This is a genomic window from Candidatus Fermentibacter sp. (assembly GCA_030373045.1).
In the GTDB taxonomy this organism is placed as follows: Bacteria; Fermentibacterota; Fermentibacteria; order Fermentibacterales; family Fermentibacteraceae; genus Fermentibacter.
Map to the genome: position 1 here is coordinate 28,202 of JAUCPW010000004.1, position 20,810 is coordinate 49,011.

The following is a 20,810-nucleotide window of genomic DNA, read 5'->3' on the forward strand; positions in this document are numbered from 1 at the left end:
TCCTCCCCGTCACCTGACGAGGACCGACACCTCCCTGCCGCCGTATTCCGCGCGGAGATGGTTGGAGGGATCGGGCACCCAGATGTGCCCGTCAACGAGGAAGGCGTACCTGTACCTTCCCTTCTCGAGGGCGGCCTCGGCCGTCCAGAATCCGTCGTCATCGGGGGTCATCACACCGCAGGACGGGTCGAGCGTGCCCCCGGCGGATTCGAGTCCCCCCCATGCGTTCCAGTCGCCGATCACCTGGACCGAGGCTGCCCCGGGATACCAGAGCCTGAATCCACCGGGATCCCCCAGGGTCGCGGGCGTGAAGGCGGAGCACCCGCCGAGGGCGAGCGCCAGCAGGAGCGCGGGCACGGCCGCGGCGATCCGCAGCCTCATGGGAACACCGCGCAGAGCGAGACTCCGACGGTCGTCCCGCCGCCCGACCTCTCGAGCACGATCAGGGCGCGGGCACCCTGCCTGCAGTAGGCCACGCCCAGGCTGCATGCGGGCTGGGGAAGGGCCCCTCCCCCGGCTTCGGGGCTCGCCGAGATGTCGAGCAGGGCGTGCACCCCCGGAAGCGGCGAGTAGCCTGCGGTTCCCGTGATCCTCACACTGTCCTGCATCAGCTCCAGCCCGCCGCCCATGGAAGTCCGTCCGGCGTGGAGGACCGATTCGAGGCTGCACCGCCAGGAACGGCCTCCCATCCCGGTGGCGAGGAGGGAGTGGTGGAAGCCGCCCTCGGAGACGAGGTCGACCGACGCCCTTCCTCTCGCCGCCCCCGGATCGGCGGGATCATACCGGCAGCCGGCCATTCCGGAAAGTGCGGAGGTCAGCGGCCTGACGACCGCATCCAGGCCGACCGTGGTCCTGCCCGGCGAGAAGGCTTTCCCGGGCACTCCGATCGAGTCACCGGCCCAGGTGAACACGGGCACGAGTTCGAGACGGCCCCCGCCCCAACCCATGGGCGAGTATCCTGCCCCTTCGACGACGAGGGCCGTGGAATCGGCTCCCGATCCGCTCCTGGCCAGGACGATCCAGGGTTCGATGATGCGCAGGTCGATGCGCGCCTCGTATGTGTCGAGGTCGAAGGCGGAGTCGGCTCCGGCGCTCCAGATCCGCGTGTAGCCGAAGCTGCCGAAGCCGAGCCATGGAGAGGAGGCTTCGAAGACGCAGACGGTGTCGGCGCCGGGAAGGAAGTGTTCCGTGAAATCGAGGGTCGTTCCCAGGAGCCCGCCCAGGCAGCCGTGGATCGAGGACACCGAGTCGATGTCGACCCAGCCGTGCTCGATCAGGGGATCCCTGAGCCCCGGGACGAAGGGCGCCCTGAGCGAACGCGAGACGCCGGCCCCGATCCAGGGGGTTCCGGGCCAGCCGGCCTCGATGCCGCCGCTCCGCAGGAAGATCTCGCTCGAATCCGCATCCCTGGCAGTGACTGTGAGGGAGGCGCCGATGCGCCCTGATTCGAGCTCGAGAGTCTCGCTCAGTTCCATAAGCCTGTCCCCGGCGCCGACCCACGAGTCGCCGCCCGGCGTGCAGAGAGCCTCCGCGGTGAACGTCGCCCTGTGGGAGAGGACCCAGCCTCCCGGATCCAGGGAGTCGGGAGGACTCGCCACGGCCATGAGGAGTATCAGTACCAGCTCGCACCTCCGAACCCGCATTCGACGGTGACGGCGTGAACCGCTGAGGAATCCCCCAGCGACAGCCCGTACCCGATGGTGAATCGCCCGACGTCTGCTGCAGCCCCCGCGTTCCAGGCGTCCCCGTCGGAGCCCGTTGCCGCTCTGAGCCAGGGAGTGACATCCAGCTCGGCCCCGAGTGCCGGACCGTCATCCGAGACGGAGGCATGGACCCTCAGCTCGCGGGTGAAGATGTAGGTGGCCCCCCAGTGGGTCTCGGCCTCGGTCCCCGACGGCGCCGACAGCGGGATGTCGACCACCGAGGCACCGAGGGAGAAGGTGGGGAAGATGGCGAACTGGAGCCCTGCGCTTCCGAGGGCCTCGTTGCCGCCGTCTCTCCTTTCGACCCTGCAGGCCGCTCCCAGGGCGATGCTCGGGCCGAAGAAGCCCTCGATGAATCCCACCGGATCACCCGTAGCGACCCATGCGCATGCCGCAGTGGCCGAGACTGGATCGGAGCCGTCCCCCGGTGCGCCCGGTGCCTCGGCCCAGCCGAGGACGAGCGAGGAGAAGACGGGACCGGTCCTGGTGCCGGCGCCGGCCGCGGCGGAGCTCCCGGAGCCGTCGAGCCAGGACGCCGACAGGTCGATGCCCTCGATCCTGGAGATGCCGGCAGGGGCCTCGTAGGCGGTCGAGGGAGAGTCGCCCCATGCCGAAGGCCAGGCAGCAACGGCCAGGGCCTCCACCGAGCCGGCCCCGGACCATGCCGTGGAGGCGGAGAGGAGCAGGGCTGCAAGGCTCGGTATCATCTCGGCTACCTCCCCTGGTCCGGTACGGGGATCATTATCTGGTAAAACCTGCGGTCTCCGTCAGCCCTCGACACGAAGACGGCGCCCGAGGCGCCTCCGCTCCGGGAGGCGCCGTGCATGGGGAAGTTCGAGAGTCGGTTCTGCCGTCCGCCCGGCACCGAGGCGCAGTCGGTGGAATCGAGCGCGAGCCTGGTGCCCAGCGACACGGAGAGGTAGCTGCCGGCAGCCATGCCGTGCAGGCCGGCTGCCAGTTCGGCACGGTCGATCCTCACCGCTATCCCGCTGCTCTCGGGCAGGCAGGTCCCGAAATCCGCCCCGGCCAGGTTGTTGAAAGCCTCTAGCAGATCCTCGGGGGTGACGCACGCCCTCGCCGGTCCTGCCGGCGCCAGGATCTCCAGAGGGGAGCCCAGCAGCGATTCGAGCCTTCCCGCCGACGAGTGCAGCCATCCAGTGACATCGAGTTCCCGCGGGGCCGCTCCCGGGTTCGGGGTGTCCCCGGGAGGGGGCTCCGGGAGCGGGGTTCGCCCGGCTCCGCCGTCGACCAGGCCTAACGGGGCCGCAGCGGCCCCGTCGCGGCCGACCGGTGATGACCCAGCCCCCGGCGGTTCCTCGAGGATCATCAGCACTGCGCCGGCAGGCGAGCCGTCATATCCCCGGAAGGATGAGACGGATACCATGAGATCCCTCCCCGGGGCGCACGGTGCGTTGGACAGCATGGACCGGGTCCTCATCGCCTGTATCGCAGGACATCCGGGGCACGGCGTGTCGAGCCCCCCGAGCATCCTGTGGCACTGCCTCCCGGCGAGGGACCCGGGGCGCTCGCCGGCGAGGGACGCGAAGGAGCCGCTGCACCAGAGAATCCTGCAGTCCCTGTCCACGCAGAACACCGGGCTGCCAGTCGCTTCCAGCAATGCGCGCCTCTGCTCCTCGTGGTCGAGGATGGCCCTGTTCCTCTGCTGTCCCTCGGTGAAGTCGCGCAGGGAGATGAGGAGGCCGCCCCCGCCGAGCCCCGTCGCGCGGATGATCACGGGGATGTAGACCGCTCCGGGCAGGGACAGCTCCCACTCGTAGGCACGCACGTCGCCGGGGAGTATCCGCGAGAGGGCGGCATGGAGACCCACCCGGTTGTCCAGGTCCATCGGGATGATCTCCTCGATGCGCCTGCCCTCGGCTTCGGCCCCCGCCCTGATCCCGAGGAGCCTGCACATCTCCTCGTTGACCCTGACGACGAGCCCGTCGCGAACGATCATCAGGGCCTCCGGACAGGCCTCGAAACAGATCCTGCCGAGCTCCTCGGCCACCTAGTAGGCTCCCCTCCCCCTGAAGACGGTCGCAACGGTGCGCAGAAGTATGGCGACGTCGAGCATGAACGACTGATTCCTTATGTAGTAGAAGTCATACTCTATGTTGTCGTGGAGCGGTAGGTCCTTCCTGCCCATGATCTGCCAGAGCCCGGTTATGCCCGGCCTGACCTCGAGCCTCCTCTTCTGCCATTCCGAATACCCTTCGACGATGAAGGGCATCTCGGGCCGCGGACCCACCATGCTCATGCTCCCGGCGACCACGTTGAAGAGCTGGGGCAGTTCGTCGAGGCTGGTGCGCCTGAGGAACCTCCCCACCCGGGTGACCCTCGGGTCGCCGGGCGAGAGCGGGGCGACCTCGTACTCCCCCGTCTCCGGCTTCATGGTCCTGAACTTGTAGAAGGTGAAGGGGACGCCGTTCCGCCCTATCCTCACCTGCCTGAACACGGGCGATCCGTTCCCCCCCAGCAGGAGCACCAGGTAGATGATCACGAGGAATGGGCTCAGAACCACGATGGCCAGGGAAGCCATAACGATGTCGGACAGGCGCTTGACCGCCCTCGCCGGCATCCCGTGGGGCGAATGCCCTATCTCGATGATCGGAAGCCTCGCCAGATCGTCCAGGTCGGTCGGGGCGGACGAGATCTCGAACAGGTCGCTGACCACCCTGAAGTGCACGTCGCTCTTCTCGACGGAAGAGATGACGTCCAGGATCCTCCCCCTGTCGAGGTCGGGCGCCGCGAAGAAGACCTCGTCTATCTTCATGCTCACCAGCAGCCTCGGGAGATCGTTCAGCGAGCCGGAGACCGGGATGCCTCCCACCGTTCTGGGTCCGCCGTCGTCCGAGGCCGGCGAGATGAAGCCGACAACCACCGGGTGAGGTCTCGGGAGCTTTTCGAGGCTGCCCGCCACCCGCGTCGCGACCTCTCCGGTGCCCACCACGAGTATCCTCGGAGCCTCCATCACCGGAGCGACGCGCCGTGCCAGCGATCTGGCCGCCGCCCTCAGGATCGATGCGACGGGAACGGCGCAGGCCGTGTAGAGGATGAGCATCAGGCGCGAATAGTCCTTCTGAGCCAGGTAGCTGGCCGCCATCATCGCCACCGACATGGCCAGCAGGGCCTTCATGGTCTTCTGGATTTCGCCGGTGCCGCCGGGGAGCCTCCTGGGCCTGTAGAGCCCGGCCCAGCCGAAACAGACGATCCACAGGAGCCAGATCGCCGGTATGACGTGCAGGTAGTCGCCGAAGCGGACGTCGAAGCCGGGCACGTGATCGCCTATCACGGCGGATCTGAGCCAGAAGGTAATGAGGAATATCACGGGCACGGCCACGGTGTCGGCGGCGAGCAGGAACAGGCTGAGGACCCTGTCGGCCCTCCTGACCGGGGCGAGCATCAGGCGGCTCCGCCGCGGATGGCGCCCGCGCAGAGCCCGCAAACGAGTGCGGCGCCCCTGACGAAGGCGAAGGCCGGCACGAGGGGCGAAACCGGCGGATCGACGCGGAGCGCGGTGCGGATCAGCGGTATGCACGAGAGCAGGAATGCGGCCGTCCAGGCGAGCGGGACGAGCGGTTCGACGAAGGCGAGGAGCGCCGCAGCCGGGGAGATGGCGCAGAGTGCGAGCTGGACCCGCAGACTCCCTGTAACGTACCTGTCGGAGATGCTCCTCCCTGGATGGATGCGCGTCACGACCGCCCTCCATCGCCCGCGGGAGAACTTGGTCCTGGCATAGGCGGCCAGGGTGGGCCTGTGTTCGTGCACGACCCTCGCCCCGGGCTCGAAGCGGAGGATCATGCCGCGTTCCGCCATCCTGTAGGAGAGGTCAACGTCCTCGTGGTCGGCCGCTGGGAAGTGCTCGTCGAATCCTCCGCACTCCTCGAGTGCAGCCCTCCTGAAACCGCTCGAGTAGGTGTCCACCATGTCAACGGCACCGCCCGGTTCGAGACCCGCATATCTCTCCTCGAACTCGACCTGCTGGAGCCGCTGCACGATACGGGCCCCGCCCGAGGAGTAGACTCCCTTCACGGCGTCGGCGCCGGCCTCGACTGCCGCCGTGAGCGAGGCCGCCCAGCCGGCCTCCGGTATGCAGTCGGCATCCGTGAAGAGGATCACGGGATCGGTCGACGCCCGGAAGCCCCTGTTCCGGGCGGCGGACGGGCCGCCGTGCGCCCCCGCCACGATGGAGTCGGCCAGCGATGCGACCCCGGCGGGGACGGGGAACGAGCCGTCGAGGGACAGTATGATCCTCAGCCCTCCCGGCAGTTCCTGCGCCTTGAGCGCCTCCAGGCACGGGAGCAGCCTGGATCCGGCCACGTGGACTGGGATCACCACGGAGGCAGGCATCTACCGCCTCCCTGGCAGCAGGAACCGCCAGAACGTCGAGAAGGCCTTCAGCGTCCTGCTCCTCTCCGCAGGATCCGAGATCGTCCTGGCGATGGTTCCGGCCACGTATCCCGGCCTGAGGTAGAACCGCCGGCGGGCATGGTCGCAGAAGGCCGAGATGTCGGATGCGGACAGCTCCCCGGTTCTCACGACCGCGGTGTGCAGTCCCTCCGGCGAGAGCCAGTCGCGGAAGCAGGAAGGCACGATCCGGCCTTCGGCCGCAGCCTCGTCGTAGGCCTCCGTTCCCGGATAGACCATCAGGGGATAGAACTGGGCCGTGTAGAGAGGCAGGGAAAGGGCGAAGTCGAGGGTGCGCCGCATGGAGGCCCTGGTCTCGCCCGGAGCCCCGAACAGGAAGCAGCCGTGGACGAGCACGCCGGCGCGTTCCGCGTCGAGGGCGAAGCGCCTCATGGTCGCGACGTCGAGCCCCTTCCGCATGGCAGCGAGCATGCCCGGGTCGCCGCTCTCGAAACCCGTGCAGACGGTTCTGAGGCCCGCCCTCCTGCAGGCGCGCAGCGTTTCGTAGTCCACGTCCGCCCTCATGTTGGCGGTCCAGCGGAGAGGGCTCCCGGCTTCGAAGAGTGCGTCGGCGAGGCTGCGCAGCCTCGTCCTGTCGGCCGAGATCGTGTCGTCCTCGAAGAAGACGGCCCTGATCTCCGGCATGTTGTCACGAACCCAGAGCACCTCGTCGACGATGTTCGAGACCGACCGCGTCCTCATGGCCCTGCCCGTCAGGGTCTGCGGGAAGAGGCAGAACGAGCAGGAGTTGGGGCACCCGCGCCCGCCCATCACCATCACCATGGGGTGCAGTGCGTTGGGATTGCTGTACCTGCGCGTGTCGAGGTGCCGGGCATACACCGAGCTCACGAACGGCAGCGAGTCGAGGTCCTCCAGCCTGCGGCACGGACCGGTGTCGAAGGGTTCCCCGCCCGTGCGCAGCAGCAGCCCGGGCACCGAACGCAGGCTCATGGCGTCTCCGCCTGCGAGGGCGTCTGCCGCGAGGCGCACGGTCAGGTCGTATTCGCCGACGGCGACGGCCTGGAAGGAGCTGCCCGATGCGAGGGTTTCGCGGGGAAGGGCGGAGGGATGGGTTCCGACCAGTATGACGGTCCTTCCATCCCCGGCCAGGCGGTCGGCGAACGCCGTGTCGCTCTCTATCGAGGGAGTAGACGACTCCAGGACGACGAGCTGCGAACCATGCCCGGAAACCCTTCGGAGGACTGCGTCCTCGTCGAGATCCGAGGCCGGGGCGTCCACGAGGTCGACATCGTGTCCGGCGGACTCGAGGACCCCGACCGCGTAGGAGAGCCAGATGGGATAGTAGAGGGTGCCGCTCCTGGTCACGGCCGGGCTGCGCTGTCCCCTGCTGAACCGCCTCAGGAAGGGCGGATTAACCGCGCTCGTCTTCATCCAGGATTCTCTCCAGAGTGGACCATACCCTGCCGGGATCGATGCGGAACATACAATCCCCCCGGCCCGTTCGACAGCCGCGGAACACGCTGTTGGAATAGCACGGGGAGCAGGGGCTGTCCGTGCGCACCGCCTCGATCAGGCCGGGGGCGTAGAGGCTGTCAGGGTCGGTGGGACCGAACAGGACCACCACCGGGAGGCCCGCCGCGCAGGCGAGATGGGCAAGGCCGGAATCCGGTCCGACGAAGGCCCGGCACCTCTGCATCACGGCAGCGGCCTCTCCCCATCCCGTGCGCCCTGTGAGGTCCGCGGCGACCGCAGATCCGGCAAGCCTGGAGACCGCCTCGGCCGAGGTCCGGTCGTGCGAGTCGCCCAGCAGGACGGCCTTCAGTCCGCGGGCGGATGCCCTGCGGATCACATCCGCGAAGCTCTCCGGCGCCCATCTCTTCTCGGGAACGGTATCCCTGGGATTCCGGCCGCCTCCGGGCGCAACGGCCAGGAACCGGCCCTCCCCTATCATGTCGCGGGCAGCCTCCCTCTCCCTGTCGAGCACCGCGAAGACCGGCCTGAAGGAATCGACCCCGGCACCGGCTATGCGGGCATACAGACCGGCGGCGAAACCGGGGGAGTCGAGCGGGCTGACCGTCTCCCACGCGCCCAGCGGAGACCGGCCGCCGCTCCGTGAAGGCGCCCCGGTCGCGAGCCTTATCCATCTCCTGACGCCGGGGCTGGCATGCATGACGACGGTCATGTCGAATCCGCCGAGGGCGCGGGCGGAGGCTGCCGTCCAGAGAGCGAGCCTGGCCGCGCCCAGGACCCCCGGGGCGGGGAAAGGAGCCTCGATGACGGAGCTGAGACCGGGCAGCCTTCGCCATACCTCTGCGCTCGACGGCCCTGCCAGGGCGGTCCACTCCCCTCCGGAAGCGACGAGGGCGGCCGCGGCCGGAGTGGCCGTCAGGGCGTCGCCGAAGGCGTGTGTCTTAACTATCAGGCCGCGCAACGGAAGACCTGCGAGCTGCGCCGGCCCTGGCCCGGAAGACCCCGAAGCCCGTTCCGGCCAGTACGGCCAGGGGGAAGTCGAGCGCGACCCTGTGGGGAGTGCCGGAGATCGATGCGAGGTGGGCCAGGGTATATGCGACGACGGTGAGGGCCAGCATCAGGGTGGCAGGCTGCCTGGCCCTGAGATGGAGCACCAGCCCGGCTCCGGCGAAGAGCAGGACGAGCCCGAAGGTGAGAAGCCCGGCCAGCATGTAGTGGATCGGGAATTCATTGAACGGGAAAGGCTTGAAGAACTCCGTGAACCTCAGCAGGACAAGCCTCGGGAGGAGGCCCGGATTTGCGGCGAGGAACTCGATCGATCTCTCGGTGAGAATGCTGTCCCTGACCCATTCGGGTTCGTCCCTGAACTCGGGGAACTCGGCGAGCCACGGCTTCCGGATGGAGCCTGCATACTCGGCCCTGAGCGGGCCGTACAGGCTCTCGGCCCCCCGGGCCTCCCCCTCGAAATGGGAGGAGAATATCCTGCCGCCGGCCTCCCAGATGTTCACTCCTCCCTGGGTGGGGGTGATCCGCCATTGCCCGCTCACGGAGTGCGCATAGACGGCCCACGGCGCCAGGACGGCCAGGAAGACGGCGGAGCAGGCCCCGGCGAGGGCGGCTTTGCGGAGCATGGCGCGGCCTGGTGCGGCCAGGATGCAGAGGATGAACACGGCCATCACGGGCAGGGCGGCCGGCCGGACGTAGTATGCGAGACCCCAGACGGCGGATGCGAGGAGGGCGCGGGGGGCGCTCCGCCTGTCCAACGCCGAGGTTGAGAGCAGGAGCGCCGACATGAAGAGGAGGCTGAAGGCGGCCTGCGTGGCCGGGATGGCCTCGTAGTAGATCTCGAACGGGTCGAGAGCCATGAACAGGCAGACCAGGGCCAGGGGACGCCCCGAGAGATGCCTCCGCGCCAGGATGAAGCCGAGCATCACCGTCACCAGCCCGGCCGCGAGCTGCAGTCCCCGCACCGCCAGGAGGTCACCCGCGCCGAAGATCGAATAGGCCGCCGCCATCAGCATGGGATAGCCGGGGGGGATGAAGATCGTGGGCCTGCCGGGCCTGAGGACTCCGTAGAAGCCGTCCACCCTCTGATAGAACTGGAAGGTTCTCGTGTACAGGAGCCTGGTGACCTCCGGATCCTCGTCGGGGCAGAGCATCGAGGGCGAGAGCGTGAATCCCCTCCCTTCGAGGATGTTCACCGCGAGGTCCGAGTAGACCCTTCCCTCGCCTATGAGCACGCCCCCCCGCCCGGCGAGGAGGAAGACGCCGATCCTGGCCGCCAGGGCCAGCACGAGGAGTATCTTCAGATGCCGGTCTTCCATGTCCTGAACCATTCCGAACAGAGCAGGGCGAGTTCCCCGGGCTGTCCATCGGACCAGACCGGAGCCGTCGCGGGATGTGCGACGAGTTCGCATTCACCGGCCGGCAGGGCCAGCCTTTCGAGATACTCCCTGCTGATCCTCCCCGACACGCCGAAGCCCGCCATGCAACGGGGCACGGTGAGACCCGCCCCGCGGGCCATCCCCGCGAAGCGCCTGCCGAGCAGGTCGAGGAGGGGGCCGGAGGGCCGCGCGAACCTGTCCGGAAGCACCGCCGCCCTGACGCGGCCCGCCCCGTACTCCAGAGCGAGTCTCACGATGAGCCCTGCGAGCCCCGGCAGATGGTGGACGTGCCTGTGGCTGTCGAGCCAGCGGACGGGGACGCCGTGCGATGCCGTCAGCTCTATCTGCGCCCTCCATTCGCGTTCCACGGCCTCCACTGCCCTTCTCCCCCCGGCCAGGATGCCTGCTTGCGTCACCGGGGCCATGGTGAGGAGCGGAGCCTCGACTGCGTTGAGGTGGACCCCGGACGGGAACCCGAGATCCAGGGCCATCCTGCAGGCCCTCGCCGCGCCGGGGGAGGACCCCAGAATCGAGAAGCCGTCGACCGAACCCGCGGCGATGCACGCCGAAACTGCGTCGTCCACCTCCGTGCAGGAACCCGCATCGTCGATCACCACGCGGATGCTCCTGCCGGCACGGCCGGGGCTCATACCCGCCTGGCCTTCAGCAGGGTCCTCCGGAGGTTCCCGGGTCCCAGAGCCGTGGCGATGGTTCTGAAGATGCGCGACGGATGGAGGTAGAACCGCCAGAAGGCCTGCTTCTTGAGGCGCTCGACCCTGCCGGGCTCGATCCCGTCCAGGTCGTAGACGCATTGGTGGAAGCAGTCGAAGTCGGTGTAGTCCTTCGTGACCAGGTGCCGGGTCCTGTTCCACAGCTCGGTGTGAGGGAACGGGGTGGTTATGTCGAACAGCGCGTCGTCGAAGGGATGGGAGGCTGCGAATTCCACGGTGCGCTTCATCTCCCCGAGGGTCTCGCCCGGGGCGCCGAGCATGAAGTAGCCCTGCACCCTGACGCCCATGCGCCTGGCCATCTCCAGGGCCCTCACGACCCCCTGCACCGTGATGCCCTTGCTGTAGATGTCGTCGAGGACCCTCTGGGAGGCCGATTCCACCCCCATGTTGATCTTGGCCAGGCCTGCGTCCTTCATGTGGGAGAGCAGGTCCTCGTCGAGGAGGTCGGCCCTCACGTTGCAGCACCACTTCAGGCGCAGGCCCCTGGCCTTCATCTCGTCGCAGATCTCGTGGACCCAGGCCTTGTCGAGGATGAAGGTCGAGTCCTCGAACATGAATGCGGTTATCCCGTATCTGGAGACGAGCGATTCGAGCTCGTCGACGATGGGTGAAGGCGACCTCTTGCGGAGCCTTGCGCCGAAGATCTCCGAGAGCGTGGGCTGGCAGAAGGTGCAGGTGAAGGGACAGCCGCGCGTGGCCATCACCGATGTCCCCTTCAGGCCGGGGTCGACCCTGTCCATCGAATACCAGCTCCGGAAGTACCTCTCCATGTCGAACAGCCCGCGGTCGGGTTCGGGAAGGGCGTCGAGATCGTCCACCAGGAGCAGCCCGGGGGTCCTCGCGGGGCGGCCGTCCTTCAGCACGCAGCTCCCGGGTATCGCCGAGGGATCGGCACCGCCGAGGATCAGGGGGAAGGCGGTCTCCCCCTCGCCGGCATAGACCAGGTCGGCACCTGTCGCCGTAAGCGTCTCCTCCGGCAGCACCGTGGCATGGGGTCCGCCGATCGCCAGGAACGCGCCGGGTGCGTCGCGCCTGATGACGGCCACGGATTCCAGGGCCGCCCCGAGCTGGGGGGTCAGCACGGTGATGCAGACCAGGTCGGGCTTCGTGGAGGCGAGCATCCCCGACAGCTCCCCGAAGGGATTCCTCTGGAAGGACATGTCGCAGAGGAAGGGTTCGACCCCCGGCATCCTCCTCAGCACCGCCGACAGCGAGGCTATGCCCAGCGGGGGCTGCCCCGACGGATACCTGGTCTCGGGGAAGACGAACAGAACCCTCTCGAATCCGCTCATGTTCTTCTCCAGATCGACGATACGACCGCAGAGGCCGCGGCCAGGAGGACCGAATCGACGGGCAGCCTGTACCGCACCCCGCCGTGCCCGACCGCGTGAACGGCGCAGTATGCGGCGAACACGGCAGCCATGAGCCATGCCAGCGATGACTTCCTGTACCTGTGGAGCGCCACGCCGGCCAGGCCGGCGGCCGCTGCGTACATGAGAGCCCCCGGAATCCACTCCCGCCCCGCGGGCGAGGAGGGCACGGGCGAGAGGAAGGCGGTCAGCCTCTCGACCGAGAGCCAGGCCATCAGTGCCGGATTGTCGAGCATGAACATGCGGGCTCTCCTGCCCAGCTCCGCGCTCCGCTCCACCTCGCCGTCGAGTCCGGAGAAATCGGGATACGACAGGAGTTCCGGGGAGTGCACCTCGATCCATCCCGGCACCTCGATGCCCTCCTCGGACAGCGCCACGGGGTTGTTTCGCATCCAGAGGTTCAGGGAACCCTTCGTCGGGAGCAGGACCGGACTGCCGAGCTCGACCGCGTTCCGTGCAACCCACGGAGCGACGCAGACGAGGAAGGAGGCGAGGACCCCGGCCGCCGCACGGATGCCCCTCGCGCGCCATACGAATGCGAGCTGCACGGGCAGCAGGAACAGGACCGTGCTCCTGACCAGGAAGAGCAGCCCCGCGGCCAGGCCGGCGGCCGAGGGCCTCGAGCGCCCCTCCATGGCGGAATGCGTGGCCAGGACCACCACGGGGATCATGCCTGCATGGATGGCTTCGGTCATGGCGTTCGCCGTGTAGAAGACGTAATAGGGGTAGAGCGCGAAGGAAAGCCCGGCCAGCAGAGCGCCTCGCGATCCGGCGAGCCTCCTCGCGATCTCGGACACGGCCAGCGCACCCATGATCTGGGCGAGGAGATTCGGCAGGAACACAGCCCCGGAGACCCTTCCGGCGATTGCCATGCACGCCGCGAGGATAATGGGATAGCCGGGCTCGACGAGCGCGGATGGCTCCTCGACGGGACCGATGCCGAAGACGTAGCGCGGATCGGATGCCCAGGAGCCGGAGATGCCTTCATCCCCGCTCCTCCCGACCCTCAGCATGTTCTCGTCGGAGCCGAAGGAGAGGCCCTTCCCGTCCAGTATGCTCCCGGCAAGCCGCAGATAGAGCTCCTGGTCCCTGGCTGGCTCCGCGAGGGCTCCTCCGAGGTATGCCATGAAGGCGATCCGGACCGCCACGACCGCGGCCGCGACGGTCAGACCGACTGTTCTGTCCGCCATGAAGCCTTCCTGAGCCTGACCGGAGGATCGTGTCTCTCGCCCGAGAGGGCGACGGGATAGTAGTAGTCCTGCCAGTGGTAGTCCCTTCCCCTGACGGGATCGGTCAGGGCGAGCCCGAGCAGGTAGGCGCCCGGTTCCAGGGTCTCCAGGTCGATATCCATGCATACCACGGCCCTGCTCTTCAGGGACAGGAGGGGTTCGTCCAGCTCGAGATTGTTCGATCCGATCACCCTCTCGCCGTCGGGCCTGTGCAGGGAGAATCCGAACACTATCCCGTCGGCGCCCCCGGGCAGCGACGTGGATATCTCGGCCCTCACCCTCAGGGTCCGCCCGGGCTCGAAGGAAGCCACGGGCAGATCGTCCCCCCCGGTGATGTCCACGCGGTCGAACCTGACCTCCCTGGTGCCCCACTCCCTGGGAGAGCAGGAGACCGCCCGGGGTCCGGGCGTCGCCCTGGACATGTAGGCCGACAGGACGTCCTGCACCGGCCCGTCCATGACGATCCTTCCGTCTCCCAACCAGATGGCCCTGTCGCAGAGCCTCCTCACCGCGGCGGGGTCGTGGGAGACGAACACGATCGTCCTGCCCGTGCCCCTGAAGCCGTAGATCCTGTCCTGGCACTTCTGCTGGAACTCGGCATCGCCCACGGCGAGGACCTCGTCTATGAGCAGCAGGTCGGGTTCGACGGCCGTGGCAAGGCTGAATCCGAGCCTCATGAACATGCCCGACGAGTAGAACTTCACCGGCGTGTCAAGGAACCTCTCCAGTCCTGCGAATGAGGCGATACCGGGGATGAGGGGCTCCATGTCCCTCCTCCCCAGACCGAGCAGGGCGCCGTTCAGGTACAGGTTCTCCAGCCCGGTCAGCTCGGGATGGAATCCGACCCCGAGATCGAGCAGGGATGCGATCCTCCCCGAGGTCTCGACCGATCCCCGGGATGGACGGTAGATCCCCGCGAGCAGCTTGAGGGTGCTCGACTTGCCGGCCCCGTTGGGGCCCAGCAGGGCGACTGCCTCGCCGGGGCCGATGGAGAAGGTCACGCCGTCGAGGGCCTTCAGCTTCTCCGACCGGGTCCGCCGGTTGAAGAGGTTCGACATGGCCTCGAAGAGGCTCGAGGTGCGGTCGTGGAAGATCCTGTAGTCGAGTCCGACGCCGTTGAAGCGGACCGAGCCGGGCGCGGCCACTACAGCTCCTTCACCACTGCCGGTTCGGCGGCCCGGAATGCCGCGAATCCCGCCAGGAGAAGCACGGCCGTCCAGGTGCACAGCGAGATCCAGCACCAGGATGGCGGCCATGTCCCGGAGTACATGGCGGAATGCACTATCTCGAACGCCCCCGCCACGGGATTGAAGCGCATGACGGCCTCGGCCCCCGGCGGGAGGAGCCCGGTGCCGAGGGGATAGATGACTGGCGAGGCGTAGAACCAGGCCAGCAGGACCACCTCGACGAGCTGCGACACGTCCCTGAGATAGACGTTCCAGACCGAGAGCGCGAGGGAGATCCCGGTGGTCATCGCCATGAGCAGCAGCACCGCCGGGACGAGGGCCGCGAGGGAGGCCGAAGGGGCATGCCCGAAGCCCCACAGGAGCGCCTCGGTCACCAGCAGGGCCAGGAGCAGGTGGACGGCGTTGGCCGCCACGCTCGCGGCGGGGAGCACCGCCCTGGGGAAGCTGATGCTCCTTATAAGCCTCGTGTTGTCGAGCAGGCTGGTGGTCGATGCGGTGAGGGAGGAGGAGAAGAAGTTCCAGACCAGCAGCCCGGTCAGGAGGAAGAGGGGATAATGCTCGATGTCGCCGCCGAATCTGATGATCCGGGTGAAGACCACGGTGAAGACGACCATGTTGAACACGGGTTTCAGCAGGAACCACGCGAAGCCCAGGAGCGACCTCTTGTAGCGGACCTTCAGCTCCTTGGCGGCCAGGCTCGCGAGAAGGAGTGCGATCCCCGGGCGGGCGCCGCTCACCGGTCCTCCCCCAGCCTTCTCTCGGTGCCCGACCGGATGCGCCTCATGTTGCCGGCATGCCTCGCGATCAGGAGGATGGCGATGACGATGCACGCGATCCTCCCCGGCAGCCCGCATGGGAGGAGGAGGGCGGCTGCCGCAAGGGCGACGGCTGCGGCGACCGATGCGAGGGAGACGAATCTCCAGGCCGCCAGGACGGCGGCGAACACGGCCAGGGCGGCGAGCAGGGGCAGCGGGGCCATCACGGCAACGCCGCCCAGGGCGGTGGCCACTCCCTTGCCCCCCCTGAAGCCCAGCCACGGGCTGAAGACGTGCCCGAGCACGGCTGCCACGACAGTAGCGGCGGTGACGAGATCGTCATGGGTCAGCAGGAGTGCGGCAAGCGCCGGAACGGTGCCCTTGAGCGCATCCAGCAGAAGACCGGCCGCCCCCGCGGCCTTCCCGCAAGAGCGCAGGAGGTTGGTGGCGCCCACGTTCCCGGAGCCCGCCCTCCTGAGGTCGACTCCGCGCGACCTGGCCAGGATCCAGCTCCAGGGCACTGAACCGCTCAGGAACCCGGCCAGCGGCAGGGCTGTCCCGAGAGGGTCCACCTAGTGCTCCCTCTTCCTGTAGATGATCCCGAGGGGGACCCCCCTCAGGCCGAGGAGCTCGCGCAGGCTGTTGTCGAGATATCTCCTGTAGTTCTCGGGGATCTCGTCGGGCCGGTTCGTGAAGATGAGGATCCTCGGCGGTTTCGAGGTCACCTGGGTGGCGTAGAAGAACCTGAGCGGCTTGCCCTTCGGAGAGGGCGGCTGTACCGCCTCGACGGCCTCTTCGAGCCTGCGGTTGATCTCGGACGTCGGGAGGGCCGCACTCCTGTCGTCGGAAACCCTTGCGGCCATTGGCAGTATCCTGCCCACACCGGCTCCGGTGAGCGCGGAGAAGAACATCACCGGTATCCATCTGGCGGGGCTGAACCTGTCCAGCAGGGTCTCGAGCCAGGCCTTCCTGTCGAAGCCCAGGTCGAGCTTGTTCACGCCTATGATGAGGCCCCTGCCCATCTCCCAGGCCTTGCCAGCAATACGCAGATCCTGCACGGAGGGCGGTTCGGTGCCGTCCATGAGCATCAGCACCACGTCCGAACGCTCGAGGCTCCGCCAGGACCTGAGCGTGCTGTAGAACTCCAGGTCCTCCATGCGGCGGGCGGTGCGCCTCAGGCCCGCCGTGTCCACCAGCCTGAAGGTGCGCTCCTTCCACTTCACGAAGGTGTCCGTCGCATCCCTGGTGGTGCCCGGTACATCGGACACGATGCCGCGCTCGTAGCCCGCGAGGCGGTTGTAGATCGAGCTCTTGCCGACGTTCGGCTTCCCGACGATCGCGAGGGAGACCGCATCGATCTCCTCGTGCTCCTCCTTCGGCAGGAGTGCGACCAGGGCGTCGAGGAGATCGCCCGAGCCCGTGCCGTGGAGGGCGCTGACCGCCAGCGGCTCGCCCAGCCCCAGAGGGTAGAACTCGGGCGCGGACTGCATCACCCTTCCGCTCTCGGCCTTGTTCACGGCTACGATCGCGGGCCTGCCGGACCTCCTGATCAGGTCGGCGGCGGCGGTATCGAAGGGATGCGGGCCGGTGGCGCCGTCCACGACCAGGATGACTGCGTCCGCCTCGTCGAGTGCGAAGCCGACCTGCCTCTCGATGGCGGACTGGATCGGGTCCTCGCTGCCGGGAACCAGCCCGCCGGTGTCGACTACAAAGAAGTCGTGGCCGGACCAGTTCGCGAGGGCGATGTTCCTGTCCCTGGTGACCCCCGGCGAACCCGACACGATCGCGGAGCTCCCTCCGACGATCCTGTTGAAGAGGGTCGACTTGCCGACGTTCACCCTGCCAATTATCGCAACCGTTGGTGCAGCCATGGGCTCCTCCCGTAAGACGGTGATTATACGGGCATCGGGCTCCTCCGGGAACCTGCCGGCCCGGGAAAGAGGTGTATCTTGAACCTGCTCGTCCTAGCGCTGTCGCTGATCCAGGCCGGTACGCCGCAGGGCGGCACCGGTCCTGACAGGGTCCTCGACAGATTCCTCCATGCCGTGACGATCCGTGACAGCACCACGGCCCTCTCCCTCCTCTCGAACAGCGCGTTCGGACTGGTGGATTCGCTTGCCGACGCAGACCCCGAAAGGCTCGCCGAACTCGTGGAAGGGTTCGGAGTCGTGATCGACCCGGCGGCGATCGGCTCGGCCGATCCCAGGGCCATCCTCAGGGACGTCCTCACATCCGACGCCCTGCTGGGCCTTGTGGCGATGGTCGAATACAGCATCGGCACGCCGGTGGTCGACGGCTCCCGTGCCCTCCTCCCCGTCGATTTCTCGTTCATGGGCAACGAGGGCGTGATCACGGTCGAACTCAGGCGTGAAAACGGCAGATGGCGGCTGTGCGACTACTTCGGCAACACGCCGATGGGCGGCTAGCACCGGTCCACCCCACTGTGGAAGCCGGAATGGCTTAGATTCCCCCCGATGCGCGGCCCTGCGCCGCGCCGGGAGGATCCATGGCCGTGACGGGACGCGCCGGCGGGGGGTCGGAACTCCGCCGCACGATAGACATCTCGATAACCGAGGGCCTGTTCTCGCAGATCTTCGCGAGCCTCGCAGGCCCGGGGTGCGTCTTCCTCACCAAGCTGGCAATCGCCATGGGAGCCGGCCCGATGCACTTCGGGCTCCTCTCCGCCGCCGGGCAGGTCTCGCAGCTCTTCCAGCCCGTGGGCGTCGTGATGACGAGGTCGCTGACGAGACGGAAGCGTGCGGTGATCACGCTTGCGGCCCTGGGGCGGGGCATGACCCCGGTGTTCGGCGCCCTTCCCTTCCTCATCGCCGGATCGGGCTCGCTGGACGCCTTCCTGCTCGCCTTCACCGTGTCCACCGCCCTGCAGGCCGTCTCGACCAACGCCTGGATGGGATGGATAGGCGACATGGTCCCGATGCGCATCAGGGGCCGGTTCTTCGCCAGGAGGAACCAGGTGCTGATGCTCGCCGGGCTTGCCGTCGGCTACGTCTTCGGGATCGGCATGGACATGTTCGAGAGGGAGCCCTCCGGCGTGGCGGGCGGCATCGTCCGCCTGCTCGACCTGCCCGACCTCCATTCCATGTCCATGCACGCATTCCTCGTGCTGTTCCTTCTGGCAGGGGGCCTGGGGCTCTTCGGGCTGACGATCCTCCGCCGGCAGCCCGAGAGGAGGAAGGAGATCGAGACCGACCCTCCCCTCTCGATGATCCTGTCTCCGCTTGCCGACCGCAATTTCAGGAAGCTGGCCCTGTTCGGGCTGTGGTGGATGCTGGCCGTCGGCGTGGGGGCCCCGTTCTGGCAGCCCTTCATGATCAGCGTCCTCCACATGAGCATCTTCTCGATCCAGATCTACGGGACCCTGAGCACGGTGGCGGCCATGATCTCGCTGAGGGTATGGGGCCGGTTCATCGACCGCTGGGGGAACAGGAACGCGATGGCCCTTGCGGTCATACTCGGCAGCATCAACCCCATGCTCTGGGTCGCGGCAGGGCCGGGTACGGTTTGGCTGATCTACGTCGAGGCCGTCCTGTCCGGGACGATGTGGGCCGGGGCGGCCATCGTGTCGACCAATTTCGTGCTCTCGATCTCGCCTCCCGCGAGGAGGCAGGCGAGTTCAGGCCTCTACGCCGCAGTCTGCGGCGCAGGCATGATCGTCACCATGCTCCTCTCGGGCGCATTCATGCCCGGGTACGCCATGATCGGGGATTACATCCTGCACCCCATGCAGGTGCTGTTCTTCGGCACGGGAGTGCTGAGGCTGACGGCCCTAGTCCCGCTGTTCTGGGTCGAGGAGCCCCAGGCAAGGCCCTTCACCGCCGTGATCAGGAGGGTGCTGGAGTTCGCATCCGTGAAGGTCGTGGCCCTGGCCGCGGTGCTCACCTCCGGCAGCAGGCGCGGGGAGGCTTGCGCGGGGCGCGGGGATTTAGATAATCCCACCGACGGAGGTGGAGATGAATCCTGATCTCCTCACGAGCATACTGACCGCGGTAGCGCTGGGCCTGGCATCGGGTCTGATGATCAGGCTCCTCAGGAACGTCAGCGAGGGCAGGCGGCTGGGCTTCTGGGTCTTCCTGGCCGTGGCCGTGCTGTCGGCCTACCTCGTCACCAGGGCGATCCATCCCGACGTCTCGGGCACCGGCATGGAGATCTTCCTCACCACGGCCGTCATGCTCTCGGCGAACGCCCTGCTGCAGCTCATGAACATCCTGCTCTGGGAGCAGTTCCTCAGGCACAGGCGGAACATCTCCGTCCCGCGGCTGATAATCGATCTGATCAACTTCCTCGTCCTGGCGGTGGTGGCCGTCAGCATGCTGAAGACGGTCTTCCACGTCGATCTCAACGCCCTTCTCGTCACATCCACCGTGGCGTCGGCGGTGGTGGGCCTCTCCCTGCAGGACGTCCTCGGAAGCGTGGTCGCGGGCCTCGCCCTCCAGATGGAGAAGCCTTTCGCGGTGGGCGACTGGGTCGAGATCGACGGCGACGAGGGGCAGATCATGCAGATGAGCTGGCGCGCCATCTACATGCGCGACCGCAGCTCGCACGTCATAATCCACCCCAACTCGAGCATCACGAAGCAGAAGGTCAGGAACCTGTCGAAGATCAGCCCGTTCATGGCCCGCTTCCAGATGGGCATAGCATATCCGCATCCCCCCGGCGTGGTGAAGAGCACCCTGGTCTCCGCGACGCGGGAGATCGAGGAGATAAGGCGGGAGCCCCAGCCCCACGTGTTCCTCAAGTCCTTCGGCGACTCCGCCGTGGAGTACGAACTCAGGTTCTGGATGGACGACTACGGCAGGAAGTACGCCGTCCTCGACGCCGTTGCCACGCGCATCTGGTACGCTCTCCGCAGGTCGGGCATCGAGATCCCCTACCCCGTGCGCGACGTCAACGTCAGGATGATCCCCGAGGATCTCGAGAAGCGCAGGGAGGACTCCGCCTACGAGACCATCTATGCCGAGCTGCGTTCCATCCCGCTGTTCGACGGCCTCTCGGACGCACAGATAAGCTCGATCTCAGCCACATCCTGCATCCAGAGGTTCTCGGCCGGCGAGAGCCTGGTCATACAGGGCGACACCGGCGACTCGATGTTCCTGGTGAAGTCCGGGCAGCTCAGGGTCGAGGTGGCGGGAGCGTCGTCCCGCGCGGTGGTCGCGATGCTCGGGACAGGCGACTTCTTCGGCGAGATGAGCCTGCTCACCGGCGAGCCGCGGTCGGCATCCGTGATAGCAGAGTCGGATACCGAGGTGATCCGGATAGCGAAGGACGACTTCGCCTCCGTGATCAGCACCGATGCCGGCGCCGTGGAGGTCCTGTCCGCGGCACTGGAGGAGAGGCTGAAGGAGAACGCCGAGAGGGCCGCCCTGTCGAGCGGTCAGGAATCCCGCGCCCCCCAGCGCTCCAGGGCCGACATCCTCTCGAAGATCAGGGGCTTCTTCGGGATCTGATCCCGGGCCGCCAGCCCTCCCGTTCGGGCCCGCCGCCTCGAGCGAGCCCGGCTCCAGGAGGAGCCTCGAGATGGCTCCCTCTCCTCGACGTCCTTCACCGCCCGGGGTCATGGAGGATGGCGCAGGAAGCCCGTCGGCATTAGCTTCC

The 20,810-nt window shown here is 67.6% G+C and carries 19 protein-coding genes; 3 read left to right on the forward strand and 16 right to left on the reverse strand.

The window, feature by feature from the left end; translation table 11 throughout:
• Positions 1 to 9 precede the first annotated feature (9 nt).
• From QUS11_01345 to der, 16 genes are read right to left on the reverse strand one after another with little or no spacing between them, the layout of a single operon-like run.
• On the reverse strand, positions 10 to 381 hold the full coding sequence (locus tag QUS11_01345; protein ID MDM7991936.1) for a hypothetical protein: 372 nt from the start codon (positions 379 to 381) through the stop codon (positions 10 to 12).
• Entirely contained in the window at positions 378 to 1,643 is a 1,266-nt protein-coding gene (locus QUS11_01350) for a hypothetical protein (GenBank protein ID MDM7991937.1), read from the reverse strand. Before QUS11_01350 ends, QUS11_01345 begins: the two co-directional genes overlap by 4 nt.
• The gene (locus QUS11_01355) at positions 1,613 to 2,410 is read right to left on the reverse strand and encodes a hypothetical protein (GenBank protein ID MDM7991938.1); all 798 of its coding nucleotides are present in this window, start codon (positions 2,408 to 2,410) and stop codon (positions 1,613 to 1,615) included. The genes QUS11_01350 and QUS11_01355 overlap by 31 nt, the downstream gene beginning before the upstream one ends.
• 5 nt (positions 2,411 to 2,415) lie before the next feature.
• Positions 2,416 to 3,711 carry a PAS domain-containing protein gene (locus QUS11_01360; protein MDM7991939.1) on the reverse strand — a complete coding sequence of 432 codons (1,296 nt, stop codon included), beginning with the start codon at positions 3,709 to 3,711 and terminating at the stop codon, positions 2,416 to 2,418.
• The gene (locus QUS11_01365; protein ID MDM7991940.1) at positions 3,712 to 5,106 is read right to left on the reverse strand and encodes a sugar transferase; all 1,395 of its coding nucleotides are present in this window, start codon (positions 5,104 to 5,106) and stop codon (positions 3,712 to 3,714) included. It lies immediately after the preceding gene.
• Positions 5,106 to 6,053 (reverse strand): glycosyltransferase, encoded by a 948-nt coding sequence (locus tag QUS11_01370; protein MDM7991941.1) that lies wholly within the window; start codon positions 6,051 to 6,053, stop codon positions 5,106 to 5,108. The genes QUS11_01365 and QUS11_01370 overlap by 1 nt, the downstream gene beginning before the upstream one ends.
• The gene (locus QUS11_01375) at positions 6,054 to 7,502 is read right to left on the reverse strand and encodes a radical SAM protein (protein ID MDM7991942.1); all 1,449 of its coding nucleotides are present in this window, start codon (positions 7,500 to 7,502) and stop codon (positions 6,054 to 6,056) included.
• Positions 7,483 to 8,502 carry a glycosyltransferase family 9 protein gene (locus QUS11_01380; GenBank protein ID MDM7991943.1) on the reverse strand — a complete coding sequence of 340 codons (1,020 nt, stop codon included), beginning with the start codon at positions 8,500 to 8,502 and terminating at the stop codon, positions 7,483 to 7,485. Before QUS11_01380 ends, QUS11_01375 begins: the two co-directional genes overlap by 20 nt.
• Positions 8,483 to 9,865 (reverse strand): glycosyltransferase family 39 protein, encoded by a 1,383-nt coding sequence (locus tag QUS11_01385; protein MDM7991944.1) that lies wholly within the window; start codon positions 9,863 to 9,865, stop codon positions 8,483 to 8,485. Before QUS11_01385 ends, QUS11_01380 begins: the two co-directional genes overlap by 20 nt.
• Complete coding sequence (locus QUS11_01390) at positions 9,847 to 10,575, reverse strand: ChbG/HpnK family deacetylase (GenBank protein MDM7991945.1); 729 nt, start codon at positions 10,573 to 10,575, stop codon at positions 9,847 to 9,849. The genes QUS11_01385 and QUS11_01390 overlap by 19 nt, the downstream gene beginning before the upstream one ends.
• Positions 10,572 to 11,948, reverse strand: a complete 1,377-nt coding sequence (locus tag QUS11_01395) for a radical SAM protein (GenBank protein MDM7991946.1) — start codon at positions 11,946 to 11,948, stop codon at positions 10,572 to 10,574. Before QUS11_01395 ends, QUS11_01390 begins: the two co-directional genes overlap by 4 nt.
• A complete protein-coding gene (locus QUS11_01400; GenBank protein MDM7991947.1) occupies positions 11,945 to 13,216 on the reverse strand; it encodes a glycosyltransferase family 39 protein in 1,272 nt (423 codons plus the stop codon). Before QUS11_01400 ends, QUS11_01395 begins: the two co-directional genes overlap by 4 nt.
• Positions 13,192 to 14,400, reverse strand: coding sequence for an ABC transporter ATP-binding protein (locus QUS11_01405; protein ID MDM7991948.1), 1,209 nt, complete (start codon positions 14,398 to 14,400; stop codon positions 13,192 to 13,194). The genes QUS11_01400 and QUS11_01405 overlap by 25 nt, the downstream gene beginning before the upstream one ends.
• Positions 14,400 to 15,179 (reverse strand): ABC transporter permease, encoded by a 780-nt coding sequence (locus QUS11_01410; GenBank protein ID MDM7991949.1) that lies wholly within the window; start codon positions 15,177 to 15,179, stop codon positions 14,400 to 14,402. Before QUS11_01410 ends, QUS11_01405 begins: the two co-directional genes overlap by 1 nt.
• Positions 15,176 to 15,769, reverse strand: a complete 594-nt coding sequence (gene plsY, locus QUS11_01415; GenBank protein ID MDM7991950.1) for a glycerol-3-phosphate 1-O-acyltransferase PlsY — start codon at positions 15,767 to 15,769, stop codon at positions 15,176 to 15,178. Before plsY ends, QUS11_01410 begins: the two co-directional genes overlap by 4 nt.
• A complete protein-coding gene (gene der / locus QUS11_01420; GenBank protein ID MDM7991951.1) occupies positions 15,770 to 17,068 on the reverse strand; it encodes a ribosome biogenesis GTPase Der in 1,299 nt (432 codons plus the stop codon). It lies immediately after the preceding gene.
• 78 nt (positions 17,069 to 17,146) lie between these two features.
• Here der and QUS11_01425 point away from each other — a divergent pair, with 78 nt between their 5' ends.
• From QUS11_01425 to QUS11_01435, 3 genes are all read left to right on the forward strand, one after another.
• Positions 17,147 to 17,623, forward strand: a complete 477-nt coding sequence (locus QUS11_01425; GenBank protein MDM7991952.1) for a hypothetical protein — start codon at positions 17,147 to 17,149, stop codon at positions 17,621 to 17,623.
• An 80-nt stretch (positions 17,624 to 17,703) separates the two neighbouring features.
• Positions 17,704 to 19,179, forward strand: a complete 1,476-nt coding sequence (locus tag QUS11_01430; GenBank protein MDM7991953.1) for an MFS transporter — start codon at positions 17,704 to 17,706, stop codon at positions 19,177 to 19,179.
• A complete protein-coding gene (locus QUS11_01435; GenBank protein ID MDM7991954.1) occupies positions 19,169 to 20,662 on the forward strand; it encodes a mechanosensitive ion channel family protein in 1,494 nt (497 codons plus the stop codon). The genes QUS11_01430 and QUS11_01435 overlap by 11 nt, the downstream gene beginning before the upstream one ends.
• Positions 20,663 to 20,810 lie beyond the last annotated feature (148 nt).